This window comes from Pararhizobium qamdonense, from assembly GCF_029277445.1.
In the GTDB taxonomy this organism is placed as follows: Bacteria; Pseudomonadota; Alphaproteobacteria; order Rhizobiales; family Rhizobiaceae; genus Pararhizobium; species Pararhizobium qamdonense.
Window position 1 is genome coordinate 537,513 of the sequence record NZ_CP119568.1, and the last position, 20,375, is coordinate 557,887.

Consider the following 20,375-nt stretch of genomic DNA (forward strand, 5'->3'; position numbering starts at 1 on the left):
TGGGCAAGATGTTGAGCCGATCAGGCGTATCCCCGACCGGGCTTTAGCCTATTTTGGATCAAGCGCCCGATGGCGCTACGATCCAGAAAGGCGTTCATGACCCACCCTATCGCACTCATCACCGGCGCAAGCCGCGGCCTTGGCCGCAACATGGCGCTTCACCTTGCCAAACGCGGTGTCCACATCATCGGCACCTACCGCACGGGCGCGGACGAAGCCGACACCTTGCGTCAGGAAGTCGAAGCACTGGGCGGTAAGGCGTCGATGCTGCCGCTTGATGTGACCGAAACAGCGAGCTTTCCGTCATTCCACGGCGCGGTGATCGAGACGCTCAAGTCGGACTTCCACCGGGATCGTTTCGACTATCTCGTCAACAACACCGGCAACGGCCTGTTCTCGAACTTTGTCGATGCGACCGAGAAGCAGTTTTCGTCCCTGGTTTCGACCCATCTGCAGGGTCCCGTTTTCCTGACCCAAAAGCTCTGCCGCTGATCTCGGACGGTGGGCGCATCCTGAACGTCTCGTCCGGCTCGTGCGCTTTACCTTGCCGGGGTACAGCCTCTACGCAGCCATGAAGGCGGCGGTCGAGGTCCTCTCACGCTATCTGGCAGTTGAGCTGGGTGAACGCAGGATTCGCGTCAACGCTATCGCGCCGGGTGCCATCGCAACCGATTTCGGCGGCGGCGCATTACGCGACAACGAGGGTGTCAACGCCTACGTTGCTCAGGGCATCGCGCTTGGCCGCGTCGGACTGCCTGATGATGTGGGGCGCGCCGTCGCCGCGATCCTGTCCGACGACATGGCCTGGGCCAATGGCACCACGTTCGACATCTCGGGCGGACAGCTGCTTTAGACGAGGCGAGCCCTCCAGAGTGCCGATTAGCGAGAGGCCATTATGACGACCAGCAAACTTACCCTCATTAGCCATCCCCTATGCCCGTTCGTTCAGCGTGCGGCCATCGTTCTCTTGGAGAAAGGCGTCGCCTTCGACAGGATCGATGTCGATCTGGCCGACAAACCGGATTGGTTCATGGCGCTGTCTCCGACGGGAAAGGTGCCCTTACTGAAAGTAGAGCGGCAGGATGGCAGGGACGCCATCCTGTTCGAAAGCATGGTGATATGCGAATATCTCGAAGAAACGCAAGGAGGCGGCAAGCTCTACCCGGAGGATGCGCTGTCGCGCGCTCGGCAGCGCGCTTGGATCGAGTACGGCACGGCGACACTGGCAGATGCCTGGCAATTCCTCAACGCCAAGGATCGCGCGACCGCAGACGCCAAGCGTGCCGCCTTTCACGGTCGGCTAGAGAGGCTCGAGGAAGCGTTGGAACAGGGGCCGTATTTCGCCGGTCCAACGTTCAGCATGGTCGATGCGGTGTTCGCGCCTCTGTTCCGGTATTTCGATCTCATCGACCCGGGTGTGACGCAGACGATATTTCAGGGTTTGCCGCGCGTCAGGCGATGGCGGCACGCTTTGGCACTACGCGAGAGCGTTCTGGCAGCTGTGGGTCAGGACTACGGTCATCGGTTCAAGCAACATCTGGCCGGGCACCAGGCGCTTTTGGCGGGTTGATGTCCCCAAAGCCAGCCTTCACTCGTTTGGTGTCCTGACCCGGGGGCGCTCCGAAGAGACGCCTATACTCGCGGCTGAACTGCGAGGCGCTCTCGTAGCCGACCGCGAACGCAACTTCGGCTGCACCTGCCTGGTTTGCGATCATGCGTCGGCGGGCCTCGTGGAGCCGGATGTACTTCTGATACTGCAGCGGGCTGACGGCGGCGACGGCTTTAAAGCGGTCGTAAAAAACGGATACGCTCATGCCTGCCAGTGTCGCGACCGCCTTGAAATCGAGATGCTCGGTGTAGTGGTCGCGGATCCAGGCCATGGCCTTTCGTATGTGCATGAGGCGCGAGTCAGACCCGGCAATCTGACGGAGCAGGGCGCCGTGCGGCCCCACCAGCAGCCGAAACATCAGCTCATGCTCCAGAGACTGAGCCATGACCGGGATTTCGGCTGGGCGATCGAGGAGTTCTACCAATCTCCCCCAAGCACCGAGAAGCGACGCACTCGCGGTGCTGACGCCGTATCCCGATGCCATCGGCAACTCTTGAATCGCCGACATCTCAAGCACGAGGTCGGACAGGAGAGCCGGGTCCAGATACAGACCGATGGCGACAAACGGTCTATCTGGCGACGCTTCACAGACCTGTCCCAACGCGGCGATCTCCGCCGCTACGATCATGCTTTGACCGGGTCCGTACTCGAACATCTTGTCGCCGATAAACATGCGCTGCGTGCCTTGGATCACCAGGGACGCCGCAGGATCGTAGATCAGCGGATCGACCTCGGTCGTATGGTCGAGGGTGTAGGCGAACAGTCTCGGCAGTTTAAGACTCGGACGGCCAGCGTGGCGCATTGCGATGGCGCGTAATGTGTCGAGCTCGCTCATGGTGCCACCCTAACGTGATTGCCCAGTTCTATCAAGCGTTCCGGAAGATCAGGCAAGAGTATCGGAAGTTTCGGCATCGTGGCATTGGGGTTCAGATCCTACTATCGGGCCAAGACAGAGGCCATCGGGGCTTCTGATGGCCCAGGAGATACTGCTATGCCGACCCCAATCGAAACCGTTTCGGCTTTCTGCGCCGCGTTCGTTGAAGACGGCGGAAGGCCCGCCGTCCGTCGCTGGTTCACGCCCAAGACGCGCTGGGTCAACGAAGGCGTCTCAGTCACGACGGGCGCCGACGAGGCCATTGCGATGATCGACGGGCTGGAGACGTCGATGGGCATCTCGACAGTCCATATCGACATGCTCGCGATTGCCGTCGATGGATCCCGCGTTCTCACGGACAGGCTCGACCGGTTCGAGCGTGCCGACGGCAGTGAAATCGGGCGCGTGATGGTCATGGGGATTTTCGAGCTTGAAGGCGACAAGATTGTCGAGTGGCGTGACTATTTCGACGTTACCGCTGTTCAGAAGTTCTCTGCGGGCTGAGACGCCGCCTTCAATCACAGCGCGGGCTCCCCGCTTGCGCTGTGATGAAAACAGCTTGAGGGTTGATGGTTCACATACCTTCAAGGCGAGCGGGCTGTGTCCAACATACGAATTTCGATCACATAGGGCTCAGACGCGAAATCGCATGGCATCCACAAAAGCAGAGAACGCTGGCGATTTCTGTTTTCTGCTGGGATAAAACAAGTGATATCCCTCGTATATCGGGCACCATTCAGACAGGCATTCGATAAGCCGTCCGTCAGATATGTAGCCGGCTGCAAGCTCTTGTGGCACCCAAGTGAGCCCAATATCATCCAAGGCAGCTTGGAGGGCAGCGCCCGACGTCGAGAACGTCGCTTGGCCCTCAACCCGAAGATTGATGTCCCGACCTTCGGGAGACTTAAATTCCCAACGAAGAAATCCGCCTGAACCCGCCAGCCGAAGATTGATGCAATTGTGGTCTCGTAAATCCTGCGGTGACTTTGGGAGCGCGCGCTGCTCGAAATAGCCTGGTGATCCCACCACGCAAAATCTCCAGTCCGGGCCGATCCTTGTCGCAACCATGTCCTTCTCGAGCGCTTCGCCGATTCGCACGCCTGCGTCGAAGCGGTCGGCGACGATATCGACCAACGCATAGTTCATATCAAGCTCCACTTTAATCTCCGGGTACTGCCGTAGAAATGGGCCCAGCTTCGAGCGGAACACTGTCTCTATGACGGTGTCCGTGCATGTGATGCGGATGGAGCCAGCGGGCTTGTCCCGCAGCGAACCGATCTCGTCCAGTTCGAAAGCGATCTGTTCGAAAAGAGGGCCCACCTGCTGTTGCAGCCGATCCCCAGCCTCTGTCGGGGCGACCGTGCGCGTCGTTCGCGAGAGCAGGCGCACCCCAAGCCGGTCTTCAAGTCCCTTAATTGTATGGCTAAGCGCCGAGGGCGTCACGCCCAGCTCAGCCGCTGCCTTCGTGAAGCTGCGCTCACGGGCAACGGCAAGGAAAGCGGTCATTTCATTGATGTGGTCACGGGGCATTATTCATGAGCTTATTTCACAGATGCATCAAGTTTACACGCTCTAATCACAAGCGGCAATGAATGTTAGTTTTCAGATCATCGGACACCCAATCATAGCCATTTCATGGAGGCAGTACAAATGGCAGAAAAGCGTTCAATCCTATGCTTCGGCGACTCCCTGACATGGGGCTGGATCCCGGTTTCGGAATCCGCTCCGACCTATCGCTACCCGTTCGAGCAGCGCTGGACAGGGGCGATGTCGGCAAGGCTCGGAGACGGTTATCAGATTATCGAGGAGGGCTTGAGCGCCCGCACCACCAGTGTCGATGATCCCAACGATCTCCGGCTGAATGGCAGCGCCTATCTTCCGTCGGCAATTGCCAGCCATCTGCCGCTCGACCTCGTGATCCTACTTTTGGGAACCAACGATACGAAGTCCTATTTTCACCGTACCCCGTATGAAATCGCCAATGGCATGAGCAAACTGGTCGGACAGGTCCTAACGAGCGCTGGTGGTGTTGGAACACCGTATCCGGCTCCCAAGGTTCTGGTGGTCGCGCCGCCGCCGCTCGCCCCTATGCCGGATCCGTGGTTTGAGGGGATGTTTGCTGGCGGATACGAGAAATCGAAGGAACTTGCTAAGCACTACCAAGCACTGGCCGCCTTCGTTAAGGTCGATTTCCTAGACGCCGGGCAGTTCGTGAGAACGGACGGTGTGGACGGAATTCACTTTTCCGCAGAGACCAACATTACGCTGGGCAACGCCATTGCAGAAAAAGTGGAGGCGATATTCTCCTCCGATTTGGCAAAGAGCGCGGCATAACGTCAACCACTTCGCCCGCAGAACGCAATTTCAGCGGGCGAAGTGGTTCATTGGAGTTCGGGGTAGCGTAAATGACTATCCCAATTTCGCACTTGTTTCGGTAGATTTGCGCCTTCTTGTCGGCCATGGAGGTCGTCGCCGTACTTGCCCAGAAGCAGACATCGTCTCGGGGGCGACGTCATGTCCCCATTGCGCCGAATGCGGTTACCCGAGACTGCCGGCAAACTGCTCTGGCCACTGATTGCGCTCTGCCAGAGCCGTCACAAAATCGATAAAGACACGGGTCTTTGCAGGGAGCTGTGATCTGCTTGCGAAGTACACCGAAATCGCGCCGGCATCGGAATACCACTGCGGCAACAGCCGGACCAGACGCCCGGCCTCCAGATGGGGTTGGGCGTCTGCTTTCGGAGCTAGGGCGACGCCCACCCCAAGAACGGCAGCACTGAGCATGGCGGCGGGATCGTTGACGACCAGAGTTTCGGATAACTCCGCAGCCGCCTGACGGCCAGCCGCATCGCGCATCGTCCATTGGCGGATGCGTCCGCTCTGCCTCAAACGCATCACGATGCTATCCAGCGCCTTCAACCCCGCCGGGTCGAACGGCGGCACGCGGCCTGCCATGTAGCTCGGCGCAGCCACCGCAATGATGTGCACCGGAGCCAGCGTTCGGGCGACAATGCCCGGGTTCAGATCGAAGCCTCCGCCGATCGCTGCATCATAGCCATCGGCCACAAGGTCGACGGGTCTGGCATCGAAATGACATTCCGGCTTCACACCCGGATAAAGCCTTAGAAACTCCGGCAGATGAGGAAGGATATGCAGCACGCCAAGGGTGGGCGGCAGGCTGACCTTGAGTATCCCCTTTGGCTCACCTTGAACGGCTGCACCCCCGATCGCAGTCTGGATAGTGTCCAAGCTATCGGCAACAGCCAATCGGAAGCTTTCGCCCGCCTCAGTGAGGACGAGTCTCCGTGTCGAGCGATGGAACAGCCTTATTCCAAGGTTGCGCTCCAGCATGGCGACGTTGCGGCTGACGGCGGCCGGAGTGAGCGACATGCGTCTGGCCGCTTCGGAGAAGCTGCCATGCTCGGCGCTGCGGACGAAGGATTCAAGATTTGCCAGTGTCTCCATCGCCGCGCCCTTCAAGTGATCGTTGAAGATATAACAAGTCAATTCCAGCTAATCAAAGGGAATTGGATCGTCCATATCTGGGTCATCAGACATCGCAAGGAGCAAACAGATGACACGGAATTCTCAGCCTATCCACGGCAAGGTGGCTCTCGTTACAGGCGGGTCGCGGGGCATCGGCGCAGCCATCGTCAAGCGCCTGGCCAATGACGGAGCGGATGTGGTGTTCAGCTACTCAACCTCTGGCGACAAGGCAGAGGAGATCGTGCGCGTGGTAGAAGCCCTTGGGCGTCGGTCTCTGGCAATCAAGGCGGATCAGGCCAATGCGTCCGAGGTCGCAGACCTTGTGCGACAGGCGCACGAAGCGTTCGGCCGGCTGGATATCCTGGTCAATTCGGCCGGTGTCTTCGTCACCGGCGGGGTGGACGATCCGAACGCAGAAATCGCGGCGTTCGATCGACAGATCGACATCAACGTCAAGGGTGTCGCAGCCGCAGTCCGCGCTGCTGTTCCTCTGATGTCAGACGGCGGACGGATCGTCTCGATCGGGACAACGGGCGCGGTTCACATTCCCTTTCCGGGTGCGGCCGACTACATCGCAACAAAGGCTGCAGTGGGCGCCTATACGCGCGGCTGGTCCCGTGATCTCGGCCCTCGCAACATTACGGTCAACCTGGTTCAGCCCGGTGCGATCGACACCGACATGAACCCGGCAGACGGCCCCTTTGCAGACACTTTGAAGGGACTTGCGGCGCTTGGGCGCTACGGCATGCCCGAAGACATTGCCGCGGCGGTCGCCTTCCTCGCCGGCCCTGACGCCAGCTACATCACCGGAGCAACACTCAACGTCGACGGCGGACAGACAGCCTGATCGACCATTCTCAACAAGGAGACAAATCCATGACATCCATCGGAATTATTGGCGCTGGAAACATTGGTCGCGCCATCGCGACAACTCTCGCAAGGAAGGGCATCGCAGCCACGCTTTCCAACAGCCGCGGCCCTGAAACGCTTGCCGAACTCGTCGCCTCGCTCGGCCCATCGATTACCGCCGGCTCGCGTGAGCAAGCCGCATCAAAAGACATCGTCTTCATCGCCGTCAATTGGTCGAAGCTTCCTGCGGCGATGGCCGGTCTGCCCAACTGGAACGGTCGGATCGTCGTCGACACCAACAACCCGATCGAAGCGCCGCTGTTCCAGCCCGTAGACCTCGGCGGCCGGACGTCGTCGGATGTGTTCGTCGAGATGGTTCCTGGTGCTCGGGTCGTAAAGGCGTTCAACCATCTGTCAGCCGCTGTGCTCACCGGTGACCCGGCCAGCGAAGGCGGTAGACGGGTGCTGTTTTATTCCGGCGATGATGCATCGGCCAAAGCGGAGATCGGCGCGCTGATCGATCGTGTCGGCTTCTTCGGCATCGACCTCGGCGACCTTTCCGTCGGGGGCCGGCTGGTCCAGTTCCCCGGCGGGCCGCTGCCAGCGCACAACCTCGTGAAATTCAACTGAAGTCTTTTAACCTTCCGCGCCGCCAATATTCAGCAATTCAGGAGCCCGCTATGTCCGCCACAGCCATCCAAATAGCACAGACGTTTTTCGACCACTGGAGCGCCAATCGGATCGACGAGGCCATCGCCATGCTCGCCGAAGACGTCCTCTACGACAACGTGCCCTTTCCCGATATCACCGGTCGCGAGAACGTTCGAAAATTCCACCGCGATTTCGGCATCGGCAACAAGTTTACTGTCGACTGGAAGGTGGTGCACATCGCGGCGACAATAAACGTCGTGCTGAACGAGCGGATCGACATTTTCCTCCACGAAAACGGCGGACGGATCACGCTGCCCGTCATGGGAACAGTGACCGTCGAAAACGGTATGATCACGGTTTGGCGTGATTATTTCGATCCGGCGGAATTCGACCGGCAATTGAACCAGATCGGAAGGTAAACGGATCACGGCCTCTGACATGAGGCCGCCTCCGGGTCACACTCGGACAGCCGCACCAACAGATGCTTGGATGTCCGCTATCGCCTTTCGACACCCCAGCATCGGACAGTCGGCTCCCGGCCCTCCCAAAGTGACATTAACGAAGGCCAAGCTTACGTACGGCTCATGAACTTGGACAGATTGATATCGTTTTATGAAAACCGTTGAGTTCACTCCCCCCGAGTGCATCAAGTAAAGTTATAGGCGCTTGTGCTTCGGGTCATCAAGCGCCGGGTTGTAGAAGAGTGACAGCGCGAGACTTTTCGCAATGCGCTCGGCTGTTGCCATGAACCATGCCTCCGCCTCATTGTTGGGTGAGATGTCGCGTAGTGTCGCGGCAAAAAGCTCCAGCCATTGTGAAAAGAGCTGTGGCGTCATGTTCGCGACGCCAAGGTGCGCCTGCACCGGCTTACCCTGGTAGGCACCGTTGCGAAATGCAACGGCCGACCAGAAGCTTTTCATCTTTTCCATATGTTCGGGCCAGCGGCCGGACAACTTGGTATCGAAGACGACGCCAAGTTGGGGGTGAGCGTGAACCCTTCCATAGAACGTTTCCACGAGCCGGCTGATAAAGGCGTCATCAATTCCGATGGCCTTCATCTCAGTTTCCGCCCGCGCGCGCACCAACGCAGCAGACGTCCCTAGGTTCGGCAGTTCATTATCCATATCAATCTCTTTCGAAGTGGCTTGTTTCAGACCCTAGGACTAAATGGTGGGTGATGTGGTCTGTAGAAACTATGTTTCCCGAACCGCGACCCTTTGTCAGCCAAGTGCTTATCAGGGCGATCTGCCGGTTAGTCGCTGCGTCCAGTCTTCGACGGTGTTTGTCTGCAGTCGCTTGACGGCGTGCGTACGCCAACTTTCGGCCAGGCGTGATAGTTCAGATAGCTGCGCCAGCTCGTCCCGGTTGAGCACATCGACGTAGAACGCTCGCCAGATTCTGGCGATCGTCCAGTCCGGCGAGCGGCGTTCAATCCGATCAATGCTGTCGTCCGGAGCGACAATGCCGCTTTGGAGTACACGATAGTACCAGCCTGTGCGCCCTGTCGATTGAACGCGTTTGGCGATGGATGGGTCACCGAAGGGTTCATTGAGCTTCCAGCAAGGTTGTCGACCTTGACTGACCTCTATGACGGCCGTTCCGGCGCGGAACACATCGCCGATGGAGACTGTGTTTTCGGTTAGGCCAATCGTGGAGACGTTCTCTCCGAATGCAACGGGCATCCCCAGAAGGCGGTGAACACCTATCTCGCCCCGCCAGGCGAGATAGTGATCGAGAGGATAGTGATGCACCGCCTTCTCCCTGCCGCCATGCCGAACGAGATCGCCTTGCGCGTCGCCTTCAAATCCTGTCTCGGTCAGTTTTGTGGGGACCGTGACCTGTGTTTTGTCAATCCCGCTGGCTGCCGCGCGGGTGCCAAGAGGTTTAACGAAGCCGGTCAGGAGAGCCTCAATAGCGACGCTGGTCATCCTTCGTACCGAAGTTGAGCAAGCCATTCGCCAAGCACCAGGATTGCGACCTCGCGAAGAAGCGGACCCCGCTCCTTCGCCTCCCGTCTCAGGACGGACACATTGATCGCGGCGGATGCCAGCTCGACAGCATGGCCGACAAGCCAGCGCTCGAATGTTTCCTCCCCCTCGGCCTCAAGATGGAACTGAAGGCCGAGGATGTTGGACCCCATCGAGAACGCCTGTCGTTCCACCAACGCGGATGACGCAAGGTTCGTCGCCCCAAGCGGGAGGGAATAGGTATCGCCATGCCAGTGCAGCACCGCGATATCGTCGAGGTATCGCAAGGGGCTGGAGCGCCCCTCCTCCAGGGGCTGCGCGAAGGATCCGAGATCCTCAAAATGAACGTGCCGGAGTACGAGTGCAGTCTTGTCCATGGTTGCCTCACGCGGCGCTCGTCGATGGACGGGTTACCTCGCACCGGCCGTCGGCGCAGCCGCTTTCATCTTGTGCGGGCGAGGTCGCGGCGACTTCCGGAATGCTGGCGGATAGCGCCATGGCAATCCTTGCTCCGACAGCGAGGTCTTCTTCGACACCGAACGTCTGATGCAGGATGGTGCCATCTCTACCGATCAAAATCGATGACGGCGTGCCGCGAAGGGAGAACCGTTGCATGGTGATGGGCGTGTCGAAACGTTCATCCGCAAGGTCGACGCCCACGGGATGCCTGATCCGGTATTCGTGAAGGAAGGCCTTCAGCGTAACCGGTGTCATCGCCTGATGGTGCTCGAACACGGTATGAATACCGATGATCTGAAGATCGGTGTGGCCGAAGATGCGCTCGATGCGCTGCACCTGCGGGATCGATTCAGAAACGCAGCCGGGGCACAGAAGCTGGAAGCTGTGAAGGAATACAGGGCGTCCACGCAGTCCGACAAGGGTTAGCCGAGCAGGCGTGTTGAACCATTCGCTCACCGCCAGTTCGGGCGCGAGCGTCGTCAATGTCGTAGACATGATTTCATCCTTGTGTTGCGGGCGGACCGGAGGGGAGGTCGGTCCGCCCCCAGGTGGCTCAAGCGGCGGCGGCTCGCGTGAGTTTCACACCTGGAAAGTCGACCGGCACGTCGAGGGCGACGTTCAGGTAGTTGGTGAACAGGTTGAGAGCGATATGGGCGACGATCTCGACAATTTCCTCATCATCGAAGCCTGCCGAGTGAAGTGCATCGACATCGGCGGTTTCGATCCCGGCCCGTTCGTCAACGACGGCGAGAGCAAAGGTGAGGGCGGCTGCCGTGCGCGGATCGGTGGAACGGCCTACCTGGGCATCCGCCATTTCCTGCGCTGTAGCACCAGCCTTTCGACCAAGGCCCGTGTGGGCGGTCAAGCAATAATTGCAATCGTTGCGGTCGGCGATGGCGACGGCGATCTGTTCGCCGAGCTTAGCGCCGAGGCGGCCGCTACCGAGCGCGCCGAATGCGCCCCATAGGCTGCTCAGGGCGGCAGGCGAGTTCGCCGCTGCCTTGAACATGTTCGGCACCATGCCGAACGCTCCCTTGATCTGGGCAAGCTGCTCCGATGGCCTGTTGCACTGGCCGGGTCGATAAGTGTAATTCTGGACATGTTCTTTCTCTCTATTAGCCTGGAGGGGGGAATAGGCGGGTTCGTCGATGGCTGTCGGCGGACCCGCACAGGTCAACTCACTTCGAAGGCATAACCTTGCCGGGAAGGCTGAGATTGCCGGAAGCGACCTTGAAGACGTTGCTGACGCACAGAAGCGGCGCGTGCAGATTGCCGTTGACCTTCAGGCCAGCGGTCACGCCATCGTAAGACGCCCCCGTGATGCCGCCGATCAGCGATACGGGGATGGTGACATCCACGGCATCACCCTTGAGCGTCGTCGGATATTCCGGACTGTCGATCAAAAGCGGAACACCGGGCCAGGTTTCGGGAACCTTTGGCTTTGCGCCTTCCGGAATATCGATGACCTTGAGGCCGCCGCCGCAGGCTTTGTCTTCGGCAAGCACGACCCAGTGGGGATGCCAGACGTCGCGGTTCTTGCCACCCTTGGCGGCGTCGTCGAAATCGGGATGGAAGGTCACGGCAAGCGCGACGATGCCCTGGTCCTTGTCGAAGCCGATCTCGCCACTGTTCAGCGATGTGGGCCATACATAGGCATAGACGTCGGATCCTTCGAACTTGCCCGTGGCTGCAGGCCTTTCGGCGCCTGCCTCGCCACGGACGCGGGTGGTGAAGATGGCTGTGTCTCCCTTGGTGACGATCGTCGTCTCGATGATGTCGAACGAAGCCTGCACCGCATCGGCCGGTTCGCTTTTGATCGAGTGGGCGCTGGCGGCCGTCAGCCATAGCGCTGCCGTCCCGGCGAGAAGCCCGCCGGCTGTGAGTTTCCTGAACATTTCGGTATTCTCCTCTTTTCTCCGTTAGCCTGGAGGGGTTGCAAGACTATCCTTGGGTAAAGACGTTCCAGGTGGCTGCCCGGAACGAAGGATCGGCAGTTTCGTGTTCGCGGCAATCGATGCGGATATCCCGCTGGCCGAATGCTGCATCCACGAAATGACAGTGATGCGGTTTGGCCGCATCGGAATGGGCGAATGGCGCGAAATACCGACAGCTCGCGCACATGCGCTGGATCGGGATCGCGTCGATCTCCTGCAGATGGCTTATCAGCTTGACCAGTGTGATCAGCAGGTCTTCCTGTTCGTCTTCGGCCAAGGCTTCGACCGACTGTTCGGCAACCCCGGTGGACGATCTGCCGGCCTCAAGCACCGAAAATCCCTCAGGCGTGATGCCGACATTGACGCCGCGCTTGTCGCTTCCGGCGCTGCGCTTATCTAAGAAGCCCTTGCGTTCAAGGGCTGCGATCGAATCCGTTGCCGTCGGCTGGGAGACGCCAAGATTGGCGGCGATCTCCTTTACGCTCAGACCATCCTTGCGACCTTCGAGGAGCTCGAGAATGGCGAGCTGCGTCGGGTTTAATCCGCTGGTTTTGGCCCGGTTCCAGTCATCCGCGCGAATGGCCATGGCAACGCGGGAAAGACCTTCCCGGATGCGGTGATTGACAGACGTGGGGTTCTTCGGCGTTTCCATGAGGCAAATATATATAGGACTCCTATGTTGTGCAAGGGGTGGTCGAAAATCTTCTTGTTACTTTGTGGGCGGTGCGCCGATGCCTGTGTCGGACATCGGGCCATGGGGCTGTTCGGCATTGTGTGAATGGGTGGCGCGCTCCACCGTCGCCGGACCGGTAAAGCCTTCCGCGCCGTAGAAGGCGAGGTGCAATCCCCAGTACCCTGTGGCAAACACCACGAGAGCGGTCGCTATGCCCGCCGGTATCGCCGGCAGATGCACCTTCAACGACGGCAGGAAGCGGGTGACGCGGCATTGGTCGCAGGCCACGGCAACGAGGATCGCCATGATCAGCCCGTGTCCGATCAGATCGACCCGGCCAAACGGCCAGACCGCGGCGGTGAAGATAACGATCAGCGCGATTGCCGAAAGCCGCCGGATCAGCGGCGTCCAGAGCAGCCCGAAGCCCATCGTGAATTCGGCCACACCCGCCATGGGAATGAACACGTCCCGCGGCATGCCGAAGGTAAGGAATGGTTTTTCAACGACAAGCGGATAGAACCAGTCAGGGTAAGCAAACTTCTCGAGGCTCGACCACATTAATGCGATGGCAAGACCCCAGCGCAAGGCTTCGAAACGATGCGACCGCCATCCTTCGTTCTTCGACGGTTCAAGCATAAGATAGGCGGCGACGCCCGCGCCCAGAGCGAGATAGTCGAACAGGTGAAAGAGATCGTAGTCGCGGATGGCGAGCAGCCAGAGCGCAAGGATGCCGATGCCGGCAAGAGGCATAGTCTTGCGCGAGAAGATGCAGGCGGCGATCAATAGCTGTAGCCACGAGACCCATTCCGCCGGCGTCTTCAAATCCGGTGTCAGATAAACGCCGCCGACGGCAAAGACCGCCACGAAGAAGGCGCCCACGGTAACTCGGACATAATCGTCGAGCCGACGCCACAAGGGTCCTGTGACCCAATCCAGCGCATCGTGTACTTTGTCTCCGAACGGGCTGATCTCCACGAGGCGGGTCAGAATGAAAAACACCACCACCAGCGCGATCCCGGTCCAGAACCAGGGATCGCCAAGAACCGTCGATATCGCCTGCGGCGGAGCCCCGACGATATAGGGTGCAAACCATTTCACATGCGCCCATGCGGGAAAGGCGACAAAGGCGGCCCCAACAGCCAGCGGCAGTCCGATTTGATGTCGCGATGGCATTGCCATAGTCTTCCCCCTGGTGTGATCGTTAGGACGGTTCCGCCGCATGGTAGCGTTCGGCGGCATGCTTCAGCGAAAGATGGGGACCAAGTTCAAGCCGTGCCCCCTGCAGCGTCTGCCAAAGCCCGACATCCGAGAGCGAAGGTATTGTCACCACCTCGCCGCTGTCAAAGCCCGCCAGTGCGGCATCGACCATCTCGCTGGCCTCCATCATCATCTCCGGCGGAATGACCGTTATGTCGATACCGGCGCGGTCGAAGATTTCCGTCCGGGTAAAGCCCGGAAGAACGGCTTGTATCCTGACGCCCTTCGGCTCGAGTTCGACGGCAAGGGCCTGAGTGAGCGCCAGCACGAAAGCCTTGCTGGCGACGTAGGTCGCGTTAAAGCGCTCGGGCATAAGGGCAACGACGGACGCAATGTTGATGATCGCTCCTTCGCTCCGGTCTGTGAACGTCTTGGCCGCATTGATTGTCAGCGCATGCAGAACATCGACGTTCAGATAGACCATGTCCGAAAGCCCTTCGGTCTCCGAAGCCAGGACCGCCCCCTTCGGCCCAATCCCCGCACAGTTCACGAGCAAACGGATGGACGCGTCATCCCGCAATTTTGCCAGCACTCTGGCGAGATCGACGGCGTTGGACAGGTCTGCGGGCAGCGGGGTGATGGCGACGCCATGGTCATGCGACAGCCGTTTTGATAGAGCGCTCAGGCGTTCGACGTCGCGCGCGACGATCACGAGGTCGTAGCCTTGGCCTGCGAGCTTTTCTGCATAAACGGCTCCGATACCGGAGGAAGCCCCCGTGATAACTGCTGTTCCTTTTGCCATGCCGTCCTCCTATTCCGCTGCCTGCGCGGCAACAATCCCAATTGCAGCGGCGACACCCGCACCGTATCGCGGATCGGCCCGCATGCAATTGGCGACGTGGCGCTCCTGAATGTGGATGTCCGCTCCGGAAATGGCGCGTGCCGTGTTTTCGAACAGAACCTGCTGCTGTGCTGGAGACATCAGTCTAAAAAGATCGCCCGGCTGTTCGAAGTGATCGTCGTCAACCCGGTGATCGAAATGCGTGGCGTAGTCACCTGTCGGCAATGGCGGCTCGGCCAAGTCGGGCCTCGTCTCCCATTCCGCCTCGGAGTTTGGATAATAGTGCAGAGTGGATCCAATGTTTCCGTCTGTCCTCATGGCCCCGTCACGATGGTAGCTGTGGAATGGGCATTTGGGTGCGTTGACGGGAATGTGGTTGAAGTTGACGCCGAGGCGGTAGCGCTGGGCGTCGCCATAGGAAAACAGTCGGGCCTGCAGCATCCGGTCGGGGGAAAATCCGACACCCGGAACAACGTTGGCTGGACTGAAGGCGGCCTGTTCTACCTCAGCAAACACGTTGTCAGGATTGCGATTGATTTCCAGCACGCCGACTTCGATGAGCGGATAGTCGCCATGTGGCCAGACCTTGGTGAGGTCGAATGGATTATGTTTATGACGCCGCGCCTGATCTTCGGTCATGACCTGGACGCACAGTGTCCATCGCGGAAAGTCCCCGGCTTCTATGGCTTCATAGAGATCGCGCTGATGACTTTCCCGGTCATCGCCGATGACCGCCGAGGCGTCCTGATCGGTGAGATTGTGGATGCCCTGCTGGCTGCGGAAATGGAATTTCACCCATACGCGCTCGTTAGCTCCATTGATGAAACTGAACGTGTGGGAGCCGAAGCCGTGCATCGTACGATAAGACTTAGGGGTACCCCGATCGCTCATGACGATCGTGACCTGATGAAGCGCTTCAGGAAGCAGGGTCCAGAAATCCCAGTTGTTGTTCGCGCTCCGCATGCCCGTGCGCGGGTCTCGCTTCACAGCATGGTTCAGGTTTGGGAAGCGCAGGGGATCGCGGAAAAAGAACACCGGCGTATTGTTGCCGACGATGTCCCAGTTGCCTTCTTCCGTGTAGAGCTTGACGGCAAATCCTCGGATGTCGCGCTCAGCGTCGGCCGCACCGCGCTCGCCGGCAACGGTCGAAAAACGCACGAAAGCCGACGTCTGCTTGCCGATCTCGCTGAACAGCCTGGCCTTGGTGAAGCGAGATATGTCATGTGTGACCGTGAAGGTGCCGTAGGCGCCCGAGCCTTTGGCATGCATGCGCCGCTCCGGAATGACCTCACGGTCGAAATGGGCGAGCTTCTCCAGAAGCCAGATGTCCTGCAGGAGGGCAGGGCCGCGCGGGCCGGCCGTCTGGGTGTTGAGGTTGTCGACGACAGGCGCGCCGTTGGCGTGGGTGAGTTTTTCCTTCATTGCGTTCCCCTTTTGCTTTGTTGGATGGGGCCGGGCGGCAACGGCTACCGCCTGGCAAGATCAATCAGGCTGCCTTCACGGCCGCTCCGATGTATTCCTCAGTCGACAGCATGCGCGCATAGGCGAAGCCGAGCGCGGACATGAAGGCTGCATGGGCGAGGTGGGCGGGAACGGTGACGCCATTGAACTCGAGATCGCGGGACGCGCAGGCGTCATGGATTACCGTGACGGGATATCCGGAATCGGCCGAGGCGCGGGTGATCGCGTCCACGCACATGTGGCTCATGTTGCCGCAGACGACGACCTCGTCGATGCCGTTGTCGTCGAGATGTTGCTTGAGATCGGTGTCGCGGTAGGAGTTGATCGATGCTTGAGCACGACATGCTCGCTCTCTAGGTTCATCACGCTCGGATGAAGGGCTGCACCTTCCGACTCCGGCTGGAAGAACGGCGCGTCGGTCGTTGGAAACTCGTGGCGGATATGAACGACGAGATCGCCTGCTTTCCGCGCGTCGGCGATCAGGCGTGCCGCGTTGCTTGCCGCAGCCTCGACGCCGGACAAGGTCCACTTGCCACCCGGAAAATAGTCGTTCTGGATATCAACGACGATCAATGCTTTCTTGGTCATGGTCTTTCCCTTTTCTCAAAGCGCCGCCATCCGCGCGGCGAATGCCGCTCGTGGACGCCTGTTGCGATGTTGAAAACAGGAAGGGTTTTCCTTCCTCATAAGCTGTCGGTTCGTTTTCCGAGCCGACAGGGCACGCACTCTCAGTTTCCCGCACCTAAAGAGCCGGCTTGAGGTCTCCGATCAGCGTGGGCAGAAGTTCCGACACGGTCGGGTGGATCGGTACCGACAACTGAAGTGTCGGATAGGGTGTGCGGGCGCTCATAGCGTCGATGATGCCGTGGATCGCTTCGTCGCCCTCGATACCGAGGATTGCGGCACCCAAGATCTGCTGTGTCTCGGCGTCGGCGACGATCTTCATGAACCCTTGTGTTTCACCTTTTTCGACGGCCCGGCCGACGCGGTTCATCGGCCGCTTCGACACGAGAACGGGGCGTCCTGAGGCCCTTGCCTGACGCTCCGTCGTGCCAACCCGGCCAAGCGGCGGATCGATGTAAAGGGCGTAGGCGGGGATGCGCTCGCTAACCTTTCGGTTCGCTCCGTCAAGCAGGTTGGCAGCGACGATCTCGAAGTCATTGTAGGACGTATGCGTAAAGGCGCCACGGCCGTTGCAGTCACCCAAGGCCCATATGCCCTGGATGTTCGTCGAGAGCTGATCATCGACGACGATGAATCCTTCCCCATCGGTCTCGACGCCAACGGCCTCAAGGCCAAGGTCGTCTGTGTTCGGCCGTCGTCCGGTGGCTACCAGAACGTGGCTTGCGACAATCGTTTCGTCGTTGAACGAAACCGCTACCTCATCTCCGGCCTGCTTGAAGGAAAGTCCGGTTGCATCCGTCTGAACAGCGATACCCTCCGAGCGGATTATGTCCGCGATCGCTTCGGAGATGTCCTGGTCCTCGCGTGATGCCAGATACGACCCGCGCTCAATCACCGTCACCTTTGCTCCAAACCGCCGGTACATTTGCGCGAATTCCAGCCCGATGTAGCTTCCGCCGATCACCACCAGATGGCGCGGGACGGCGTCGAGTTGGATGATCGACGTGCTTGTCAGATAGCGCACGCCGGCAAGACCCGGATAGTCGGGAATGGACGGACGTGCTCCGACATTGATGAAGATCTGAGGTGCCGTGAGCCGTTCTCCGTTGACCGAAATTGTCCGTGCATCTTCGAAACGGCCATGGCCAGAGATGACAGACATGGTTTCGAGACCTGCGAACCAGTTCTCCAATCCTGTGCGAGCGTCGAGCGTAACGTTTTGGGCGCGGCCCCGGACGACCTTCATGTCGATGCCGACTTCACCGGATAACAAGACGCCATACTCTGCCGCGTTTCTGGCAACATATGCTGTGCGTGCACTGGCGACGAGTGTCTTGGTCGGCATGCAGCCGGCGTTGACGCAGGTGCCGCCGAGATGCTTGCGCTCGATGAGCGCAACCTTGCGGCCCATCGACGCCATACGCGCCGCCAGAAAAGGGCCGGCCTGTCCAGCTCCGATGAAGATGGCGTCGAACTCCTTCATGACACCGCCACCACAATCAGAAGCGCGCCGCCGACGGCGACGATGTCCTCTGTGAGTGCTGCTGGAAGGTCACGCCCGAATGATGCCGCCAACCGTGCTCGGATGGCTGCTCCGCCATAGGTGCCGATGACAGCTCCGATAATTCCGGCAATGGCACCCATCGCGAGCGATCCGCCCGCGGCGCCTATGACGGAGCCAGACAGAGCACCCGAGACGATACGCGTACCAAACTGGATCGGCACTTTGCGAGACGGGGTGCTCGGGAGTTGGTCGGAAATCAGTTCCCCGACCGCCAGCACCGTGAAGACCCAAGGCGTCCACCTGTAACCCATGAATGCCAACGGAGTCTGCGAAACGTCAAACCATCCGAGATAGGCTGCCCACGCGACCGCGGCCGGCGCCGTCATGGCGCGCAGCCCTGCAATGACCCCGATCAGAAGCGCGAGAAATAAGATCATGGTGTTCTCCTTCGTTATCTGGCGAAGGCACACGATCGAGTGCGCCTTCGAACGCTCGATGATCGGCTAGCTTTTGATAAAGGCAAGCAGGTCGGGATTGACGATTTCGGGATGGGTGGTGCACAGCCCGTGGGGCAGCCCGGCATAGGTCTTAAGCGTGCCGTTCTTCAGAAGCTTGACCGACAGCGGCGCAGAATCCGCATAGGGGACGATCTGATCGTCATCGCCATGCATCACAAGCGTCGGAACGCTGATCGCCTTCAAGTCTTCAGTGAAGTCGGTTTCGGAGAAGGCCTTTATGCAGTCGTAGTGCGCTTTTGCACCGCCCGCCATACCCTGACGCCACCAATTCTCGATGACACCCTGGCTGACCTTTGCTCCGGGCCTATTATAGCCGTAGAACGGTCCTGTTGGGACATCGACGAAGAACTGCGCGCGGTTTGCGACAAGTGCCGCCCGGAAGCCGTCGAACACCTCGATCGGCAGGCCGCCGGGGTTCTTGTCAGATTTCACCATGATAGGTGGAACGGCTCCGATGAGCACGGCTTTGGCGACCCGGCCTGGTTTGGCGCGAGCGACATAATGGGCGACTTCACCGCCGCCGGTCGAATGGCCGATATGAACCGCGTTCTTGAGGTCGAGTGCATCGGTCAGCGCCGCAACATCGGCCGCATAGGTGTCCATCTCGTTTCCGGTCCAGGTCTGCGTCGAACGGCCGTGGCCCCGACGATCATGGGCGATGACGCGGTAACCCTGTTCGAGGAAATACATCATCTGCCCGTCCCAGTCGTCGGCGCTGAGCGGCCAGCCGTGGTGGAAGACAATCGGTTGCGCGTCCTTCGGACCCCAGTCCTTGTAGAAGATTTCAGTGCCGTCCTGCGTTTTTACGAATGACATGATCTGGTTCCCCGATGGTGTTGTAGTAGATTGCGTTGCGGCTTTCGTCAGTCTCGGAAGCGCCATACTCGCGACCGCGACACCGGTGACCAGAATGAGATCCCGTCGTGTTGCTCCAGAAGCGAGGGCGATCGTGCGGTGGGCCATGGCATCCTCCTAGTTGGCCGCGTTTGACGGTTTTAAGGTGCCGGAGCCGCAGTCAGTTGGCGAGTAAAGCGTCGTAAATCGATGCAAAGGACGGGATTGCCCTCAGAGGTCAGCCGCCTCAGATGGCGAGCTTGCGGCGTTCAAAGACGATTTTCAGGAGCGCATGCGCCGCCATGACGGGGGCGTCATTGGCATCGCCGATCATCAAAAGCCCGTTAGCTGCCCCGCGAGGCGATACAGGGACCGCATTGCCTGGGATGATCGCTACAGGTCTGCCACCCTCCAGAAGTGACGCAAGAACCAGCGCGGTGCCTTGGTTTCCCTCTTCCCACAACGGTCCGGAAAACCCGAGACAAAGAGCGGCATCGAAGTCGTCGGTCACAATTTGATGAACACCGAGCGTATCGGCAAGGTCATCACGGGCTTCCCGATCATCAAGAAAGCGGCGAATGCTCGGATCTTGCTGGTCGAGTTGCCCAAAATCCGGAAGTTTCGGATAGCCGCCTGTCAACGTGGCGAGGACTACCTCGGCGCCTTCATCCTTGAAAAGGTAGTACGCGGGTGCGATGCGGCCCAGTCTGACCTCGCCACTTGATATCTCGCCGCCTTCATCCGTCGAGAGGATGACGAGAAAGCGAATTGGCTGGCTGCGGTCCATAGAGCACTCCTCTTCAACACGACAATGCCGGTCCGATCTTCGGCTGACGAGTTTAGAGTTGTAAATCCGTGTAAATCGGAAACCACGGAGGTAACCGTAGTTCCGGA

22 protein-coding genes and 3 pseudogenes are annotated in these 20,375 nt (G+C 59.6%); 7 read left to right on the top strand and 18 right to left on the bottom strand.

Annotated features, from left to right (window positions below; translation table 11 throughout):
* Positions 1-96 precede the first annotated feature (96 nt).
* A pseudogene (locus PYR65_RS28050) lies at positions 97-853 on the top strand (SDR family NAD(P)-dependent oxidoreductase).
* Between the two features lie 42 nt (positions 854-895).
* On the top strand, positions 896-1,570 hold the full coding sequence (locus PYR65_RS28055) for a glutathione S-transferase family protein (protein ID WP_276122029.1): 675 nt from the start codon (positions 896-898) through the stop codon (positions 1,568-1,570).
* On the opposite strand, the gene PYR65_RS28060 is transcribed toward PYR65_RS28055, so the two are convergent.
* Positions 1,527-2,444: an AraC family transcriptional regulator gene (locus tag PYR65_RS28060; protein ID WP_276122030.1), complete on the bottom strand. Its 918-nt coding sequence runs from the start codon at positions 2,442-2,444 to the stop codon at positions 1,527-1,529. The genes PYR65_RS28055 and PYR65_RS28060 overlap by 44 nt on opposite strands.
* Before the next feature lie 156 nt (positions 2,445-2,600).
* Here PYR65_RS28060 and PYR65_RS28065 point away from each other — a divergent pair, with 156 nt between their 5' ends.
* A complete protein-coding gene (locus PYR65_RS28065) occupies positions 2,601-2,987 on the top strand; it encodes a limonene-1,2-epoxide hydrolase (protein WP_276122031.1) in 387 nt (128 codons plus the stop codon).
* Positions 2,988-3,116: 129 nt separating this feature from the next.
* Here PYR65_RS28065 and PYR65_RS28070 read toward each other — a convergent pair whose 3' ends face one another.
* On the bottom strand, positions 3,117-4,013 hold the full coding sequence (locus tag PYR65_RS28070; RefSeq protein WP_276122032.1) for a LysR family transcriptional regulator: 897 nt from the start codon (positions 4,011-4,013) through the stop codon (positions 3,117-3,119).
* A gap of 120 nt (positions 4,014-4,133) precedes the next feature.
* On the opposite strand from PYR65_RS28070, the gene PYR65_RS28075 reads away from it, so the two are divergent.
* Positions 4,134-4,817, top strand: coding sequence for an SGNH/GDSL hydrolase family protein (locus PYR65_RS28075; RefSeq protein WP_276122033.1), 684 nt, complete (start codon positions 4,134-4,136; stop codon positions 4,815-4,817).
* Between the two features lie 204 nt (positions 4,818-5,021).
* On the opposite strand, the gene PYR65_RS28080 is transcribed toward PYR65_RS28075, so the two are convergent.
* On the bottom strand, positions 5,022-5,948 hold the full coding sequence (locus tag PYR65_RS28080) for a LysR family transcriptional regulator (RefSeq protein WP_276122348.1): 927 nt from the start codon (positions 5,946-5,948) through the stop codon (positions 5,022-5,024).
* Between the two features lie 109 nt (positions 5,949-6,057).
* Between PYR65_RS28080 and PYR65_RS28085 the strand changes: the two genes are divergently transcribed.
* The 3 genes from PYR65_RS28085 to PYR65_RS28095 are packed head-to-tail and all read left to right on the top strand — an operon-like array spanning position 6,058 to position 7,888.
* Entirely contained in the window at positions 6,058-6,816 is a 759-nt protein-coding gene (locus PYR65_RS28085; RefSeq protein ID WP_276122034.1) for an SDR family oxidoreductase, read from the top strand.
* Positions 6,817-6,845: 29 nt separating this feature from the next.
* Positions 6,846-7,448: an NADPH-dependent F420 reductase gene (locus PYR65_RS28090; RefSeq protein WP_276122035.1), complete on the top strand. Its 603-nt coding sequence runs from the start codon at positions 6,846-6,848 to the stop codon at positions 7,446-7,448.
* 50 nt (positions 7,449-7,498) lie between these two features.
* Positions 7,499-7,888, top strand: coding sequence for a limonene-1,2-epoxide hydrolase family protein (locus tag PYR65_RS28095; protein ID WP_276122036.1), 390 nt, complete (start codon positions 7,499-7,501; stop codon positions 7,886-7,888).
* Positions 7,889-8,125: 237 nt separating this feature from the next.
* Here the strand turns inward: PYR65_RS28095 and PYR65_RS28100 are convergent, their stop codons facing one another.
* The 15 genes and pseudogenes from PYR65_RS28100 to PYR65_RS28170 all read right to left on the bottom strand — a co-directional run bounded on the left by PYR65_RS28100 (position 8,126) and on the right by PYR65_RS28170 (position 20,268).
* Positions 8,126-8,593: a group III truncated hemoglobin gene (locus tag PYR65_RS28100; protein ID WP_276122037.1), complete on the bottom strand. Its 468-nt coding sequence runs from the start codon at positions 8,591-8,593 to the stop codon at positions 8,126-8,128.
* Between the two features lie 111 nt (positions 8,594-8,704).
* Complete coding sequence (locus tag PYR65_RS28105) at positions 8,705-9,397, bottom strand: MOSC domain-containing protein (protein ID WP_276122038.1); 693 nt, start codon at positions 9,395-9,397, stop codon at positions 8,705-8,707.
* The gene (locus tag PYR65_RS28110) at positions 9,394-9,813 is read right to left on the bottom strand and encodes a type 1 glutamine amidotransferase family protein (protein WP_276122039.1); all 420 of its coding nucleotides are present in this window, start codon (positions 9,811-9,813) and stop codon (positions 9,394-9,396) included. The genes PYR65_RS28105 and PYR65_RS28110 overlap by 4 nt, the downstream gene beginning before the upstream one ends.
* A gap of 7 nt (positions 9,814-9,820) precedes the next feature.
* A complete protein-coding gene (locus tag PYR65_RS28115) occupies positions 9,821-10,390 on the bottom strand; it encodes a thioredoxin domain-containing protein (RefSeq protein WP_328518523.1) in 570 nt (189 codons plus the stop codon).
* A gap of 58 nt (positions 10,391-10,448) precedes the next feature.
* Positions 10,449-10,996: pseudogene (locus PYR65_RS28120) on the bottom strand (carboxymuconolactone decarboxylase family protein).
* A gap of 77 nt (positions 10,997-11,073) precedes the next feature.
* Positions 11,074-11,790, bottom strand: a complete 717-nt coding sequence (locus tag PYR65_RS28125) for a hypothetical protein (protein WP_276122040.1) — start codon at positions 11,788-11,790, stop codon at positions 11,074-11,076.
* Positions 11,791-11,836: 46 nt separating this feature from the next.
* A complete protein-coding gene (locus PYR65_RS28130) occupies positions 11,837-12,481 on the bottom strand; it encodes a MarR family winged helix-turn-helix transcriptional regulator (RefSeq protein ID WP_276122041.1) in 645 nt (214 codons plus the stop codon).
* Between the two features lie 57 nt (positions 12,482-12,538).
* Entirely contained in the window at positions 12,539-13,675 is a 1,137-nt protein-coding gene (locus tag PYR65_RS28135; protein ID WP_276122042.1) for a hypothetical protein, read from the bottom strand.
* Positions 13,676-13,703: 28 nt separating this feature from the next.
* Positions 13,704-14,501 carry an SDR family NAD(P)-dependent oxidoreductase gene (locus PYR65_RS28140; protein WP_276122043.1) on the bottom strand — a complete coding sequence of 266 codons (798 nt, stop codon included), beginning with the start codon at positions 14,499-14,501 and terminating at the stop codon, positions 13,704-13,706.
* Between the two features lie 9 nt (positions 14,502-14,510).
* Positions 14,511-15,962: a catalase gene (locus tag PYR65_RS28145; RefSeq protein ID WP_276122044.1), complete on the bottom strand. Its 1,452-nt coding sequence runs from the start codon at positions 15,960-15,962 to the stop codon at positions 14,511-14,513.
* A 64-nt stretch (positions 15,963-16,026) separates the two neighbouring features.
* Positions 16,027-16,589 (bottom strand): annotated as a pseudogene (locus PYR65_RS28150) (cysteine hydrolase family protein).
* A gap of 154 nt (positions 16,590-16,743) precedes the next feature.
* A complete protein-coding gene (locus PYR65_RS28155; RefSeq protein ID WP_276122045.1) occupies positions 16,744-18,108 on the bottom strand; it encodes an FAD-containing oxidoreductase in 1,365 nt (454 codons plus the stop codon).
* On the bottom strand, positions 18,105-18,566 hold the full coding sequence (locus PYR65_RS28160; protein WP_276122046.1) for a DUF4126 family protein: 462 nt from the start codon (positions 18,564-18,566) through the stop codon (positions 18,105-18,107). Before PYR65_RS28160 ends, PYR65_RS28155 begins: the two co-directional genes overlap by 4 nt.
* A 66-nt stretch (positions 18,567-18,632) precedes the next feature.
* Positions 18,633-19,463, bottom strand: coding sequence for an alpha/beta fold hydrolase (locus PYR65_RS28165; protein ID WP_276122047.1), 831 nt, complete (start codon positions 19,461-19,463; stop codon positions 18,633-18,635).
* 265 nt (positions 19,464-19,728) lie between these two features.
* On the bottom strand, positions 19,729-20,268 hold the full coding sequence (locus PYR65_RS28170; protein WP_276122048.1) for a type 1 glutamine amidotransferase family protein: 540 nt from the start codon (positions 20,266-20,268) through the stop codon (positions 19,729-19,731).
* Positions 20,269-20,375: the final 107 nt, after the last annotated feature.

Excerpts from the sequence above, each read along its gene's own strand:
- PYR65_RS28055 (WP_276122029.1), top strand. The coding sequence starts at position 896 with ATGACGACCAGCAAACTTACCCTCATTAGCCATCCCCTATGCCCGTTC.
- PYR65_RS28060 (WP_276122030.1), bottom strand. The coding sequence starts at position 2,444 with ATGAGCGAGCTCGACACATTACGCGCCATCGCAATGCGCCACGCTGGC.
- PYR65_RS28065 (WP_276122031.1), top strand. The coding sequence starts at position 2,601 with ATGCCGACCCCAATCGAAACCGTTTCGGCTTTCTGCGCCGCGTTCGTT.
- PYR65_RS28070 (WP_276122032.1), bottom strand. The coding sequence starts at position 4,013 with ATGCCCCGTGACCACATCAATGAAATGACCGCTTTCCTTGCCGTTGCC.
- PYR65_RS28075 (WP_276122033.1), top strand. The coding sequence starts at position 4,134 with ATGGCAGAAAAGCGTTCAATCCTATGCTTCGGCGACTCCCTGACATGG.
- PYR65_RS28080 (WP_276122348.1), bottom strand. The coding sequence starts at position 5,948 with ATGGAGACACTGGCAAATCTTGAATCCTTCGTCCGCAGCGCCGAGCAT.
- PYR65_RS28085 (WP_276122034.1), top strand. The coding sequence starts at position 6,058 with ATGACACGGAATTCTCAGCCTATCCACGGCAAGGTGGCTCTCGTTACA.
- PYR65_RS28090 (WP_276122035.1), top strand. The coding sequence starts at position 6,846 with ATGACATCCATCGGAATTATTGGCGCTGGAAACATTGGTCGCGCCATC.
- PYR65_RS28095 (WP_276122036.1), top strand. The coding sequence starts at position 7,499 with ATGTCCGCCACAGCCATCCAAATAGCACAGACGTTTTTCGACCACTGG.
- PYR65_RS28100 (WP_276122037.1), bottom strand. The coding sequence starts at position 8,593 with ATGGATAATGAACTGCCGAACCTAGGGACGTCTGCTGCGTTGGTGCGC.
- PYR65_RS28105 (WP_276122038.1), bottom strand. The coding sequence starts at position 9,397 with ATGACCAGCGTCGCTATTGAGGCTCTCCTGACCGGCTTCGTTAAACCT.
- PYR65_RS28110 (WP_276122039.1), bottom strand. The coding sequence starts at position 9,813 with ATGGACAAGACTGCACTCGTACTCCGGCACGTTCATTTTGAGGATCTC.
- PYR65_RS28115 (WP_328518523.1), bottom strand. The coding sequence starts at position 10,390 with ATGTCTACGACATTGACGACGCTCGCGCCCGAACTGGCGGTGAGCGAA.
- PYR65_RS28125 (WP_276122040.1), bottom strand. The coding sequence starts at position 11,790 with ATGTTCAGGAAACTCACAGCCGGCGGGCTTCTCGCCGGGACGGCAGCG.
- PYR65_RS28130 (WP_276122041.1), bottom strand. The coding sequence starts at position 12,481 with ATGGAAACGCCGAAGAACCCCACGTCTGTCAATCACCGCATCCGGGAA.
- PYR65_RS28135 (WP_276122042.1), bottom strand. The coding sequence starts at position 13,675 with ATGCCATCGCGACATCAAATCGGACTGCCGCTGGCTGTTGGGGCCGCC.
- PYR65_RS28140 (WP_276122043.1), bottom strand. The coding sequence starts at position 14,501 with ATGGCAAAAGGAACAGCAGTTATCACGGGGGCTTCCTCCGGTATCGGA.
- PYR65_RS28145 (WP_276122044.1), bottom strand. The coding sequence starts at position 15,962 with ATGAAGGAAAAACTCACCCACGCCAACGGCGCGCCTGTCGTCGACAAC.
- PYR65_RS28155 (WP_276122045.1), bottom strand. The coding sequence starts at position 18,108 with ATGAAGGAGTTCGACGCCATCTTCATCGGAGCTGGACAGGCCGGCCCT.
- PYR65_RS28160 (WP_276122046.1), bottom strand. The coding sequence starts at position 18,566 with ATGATCTTATTTCTCGCGCTTCTGATCGGGGTCATTGCAGGGCTGCGC.
- PYR65_RS28165 (WP_276122047.1), bottom strand. The coding sequence starts at position 19,463 with ATGTCATTCGTAAAAACGCAGGACGGCACTGAAATCTTCTACAAGGAC.
- PYR65_RS28170 (WP_276122048.1), bottom strand. The coding sequence starts at position 20,268 with ATGGACCGCAGCCAGCCAATTCGCTTTCTCGTCATCCTCTCGACGGAT.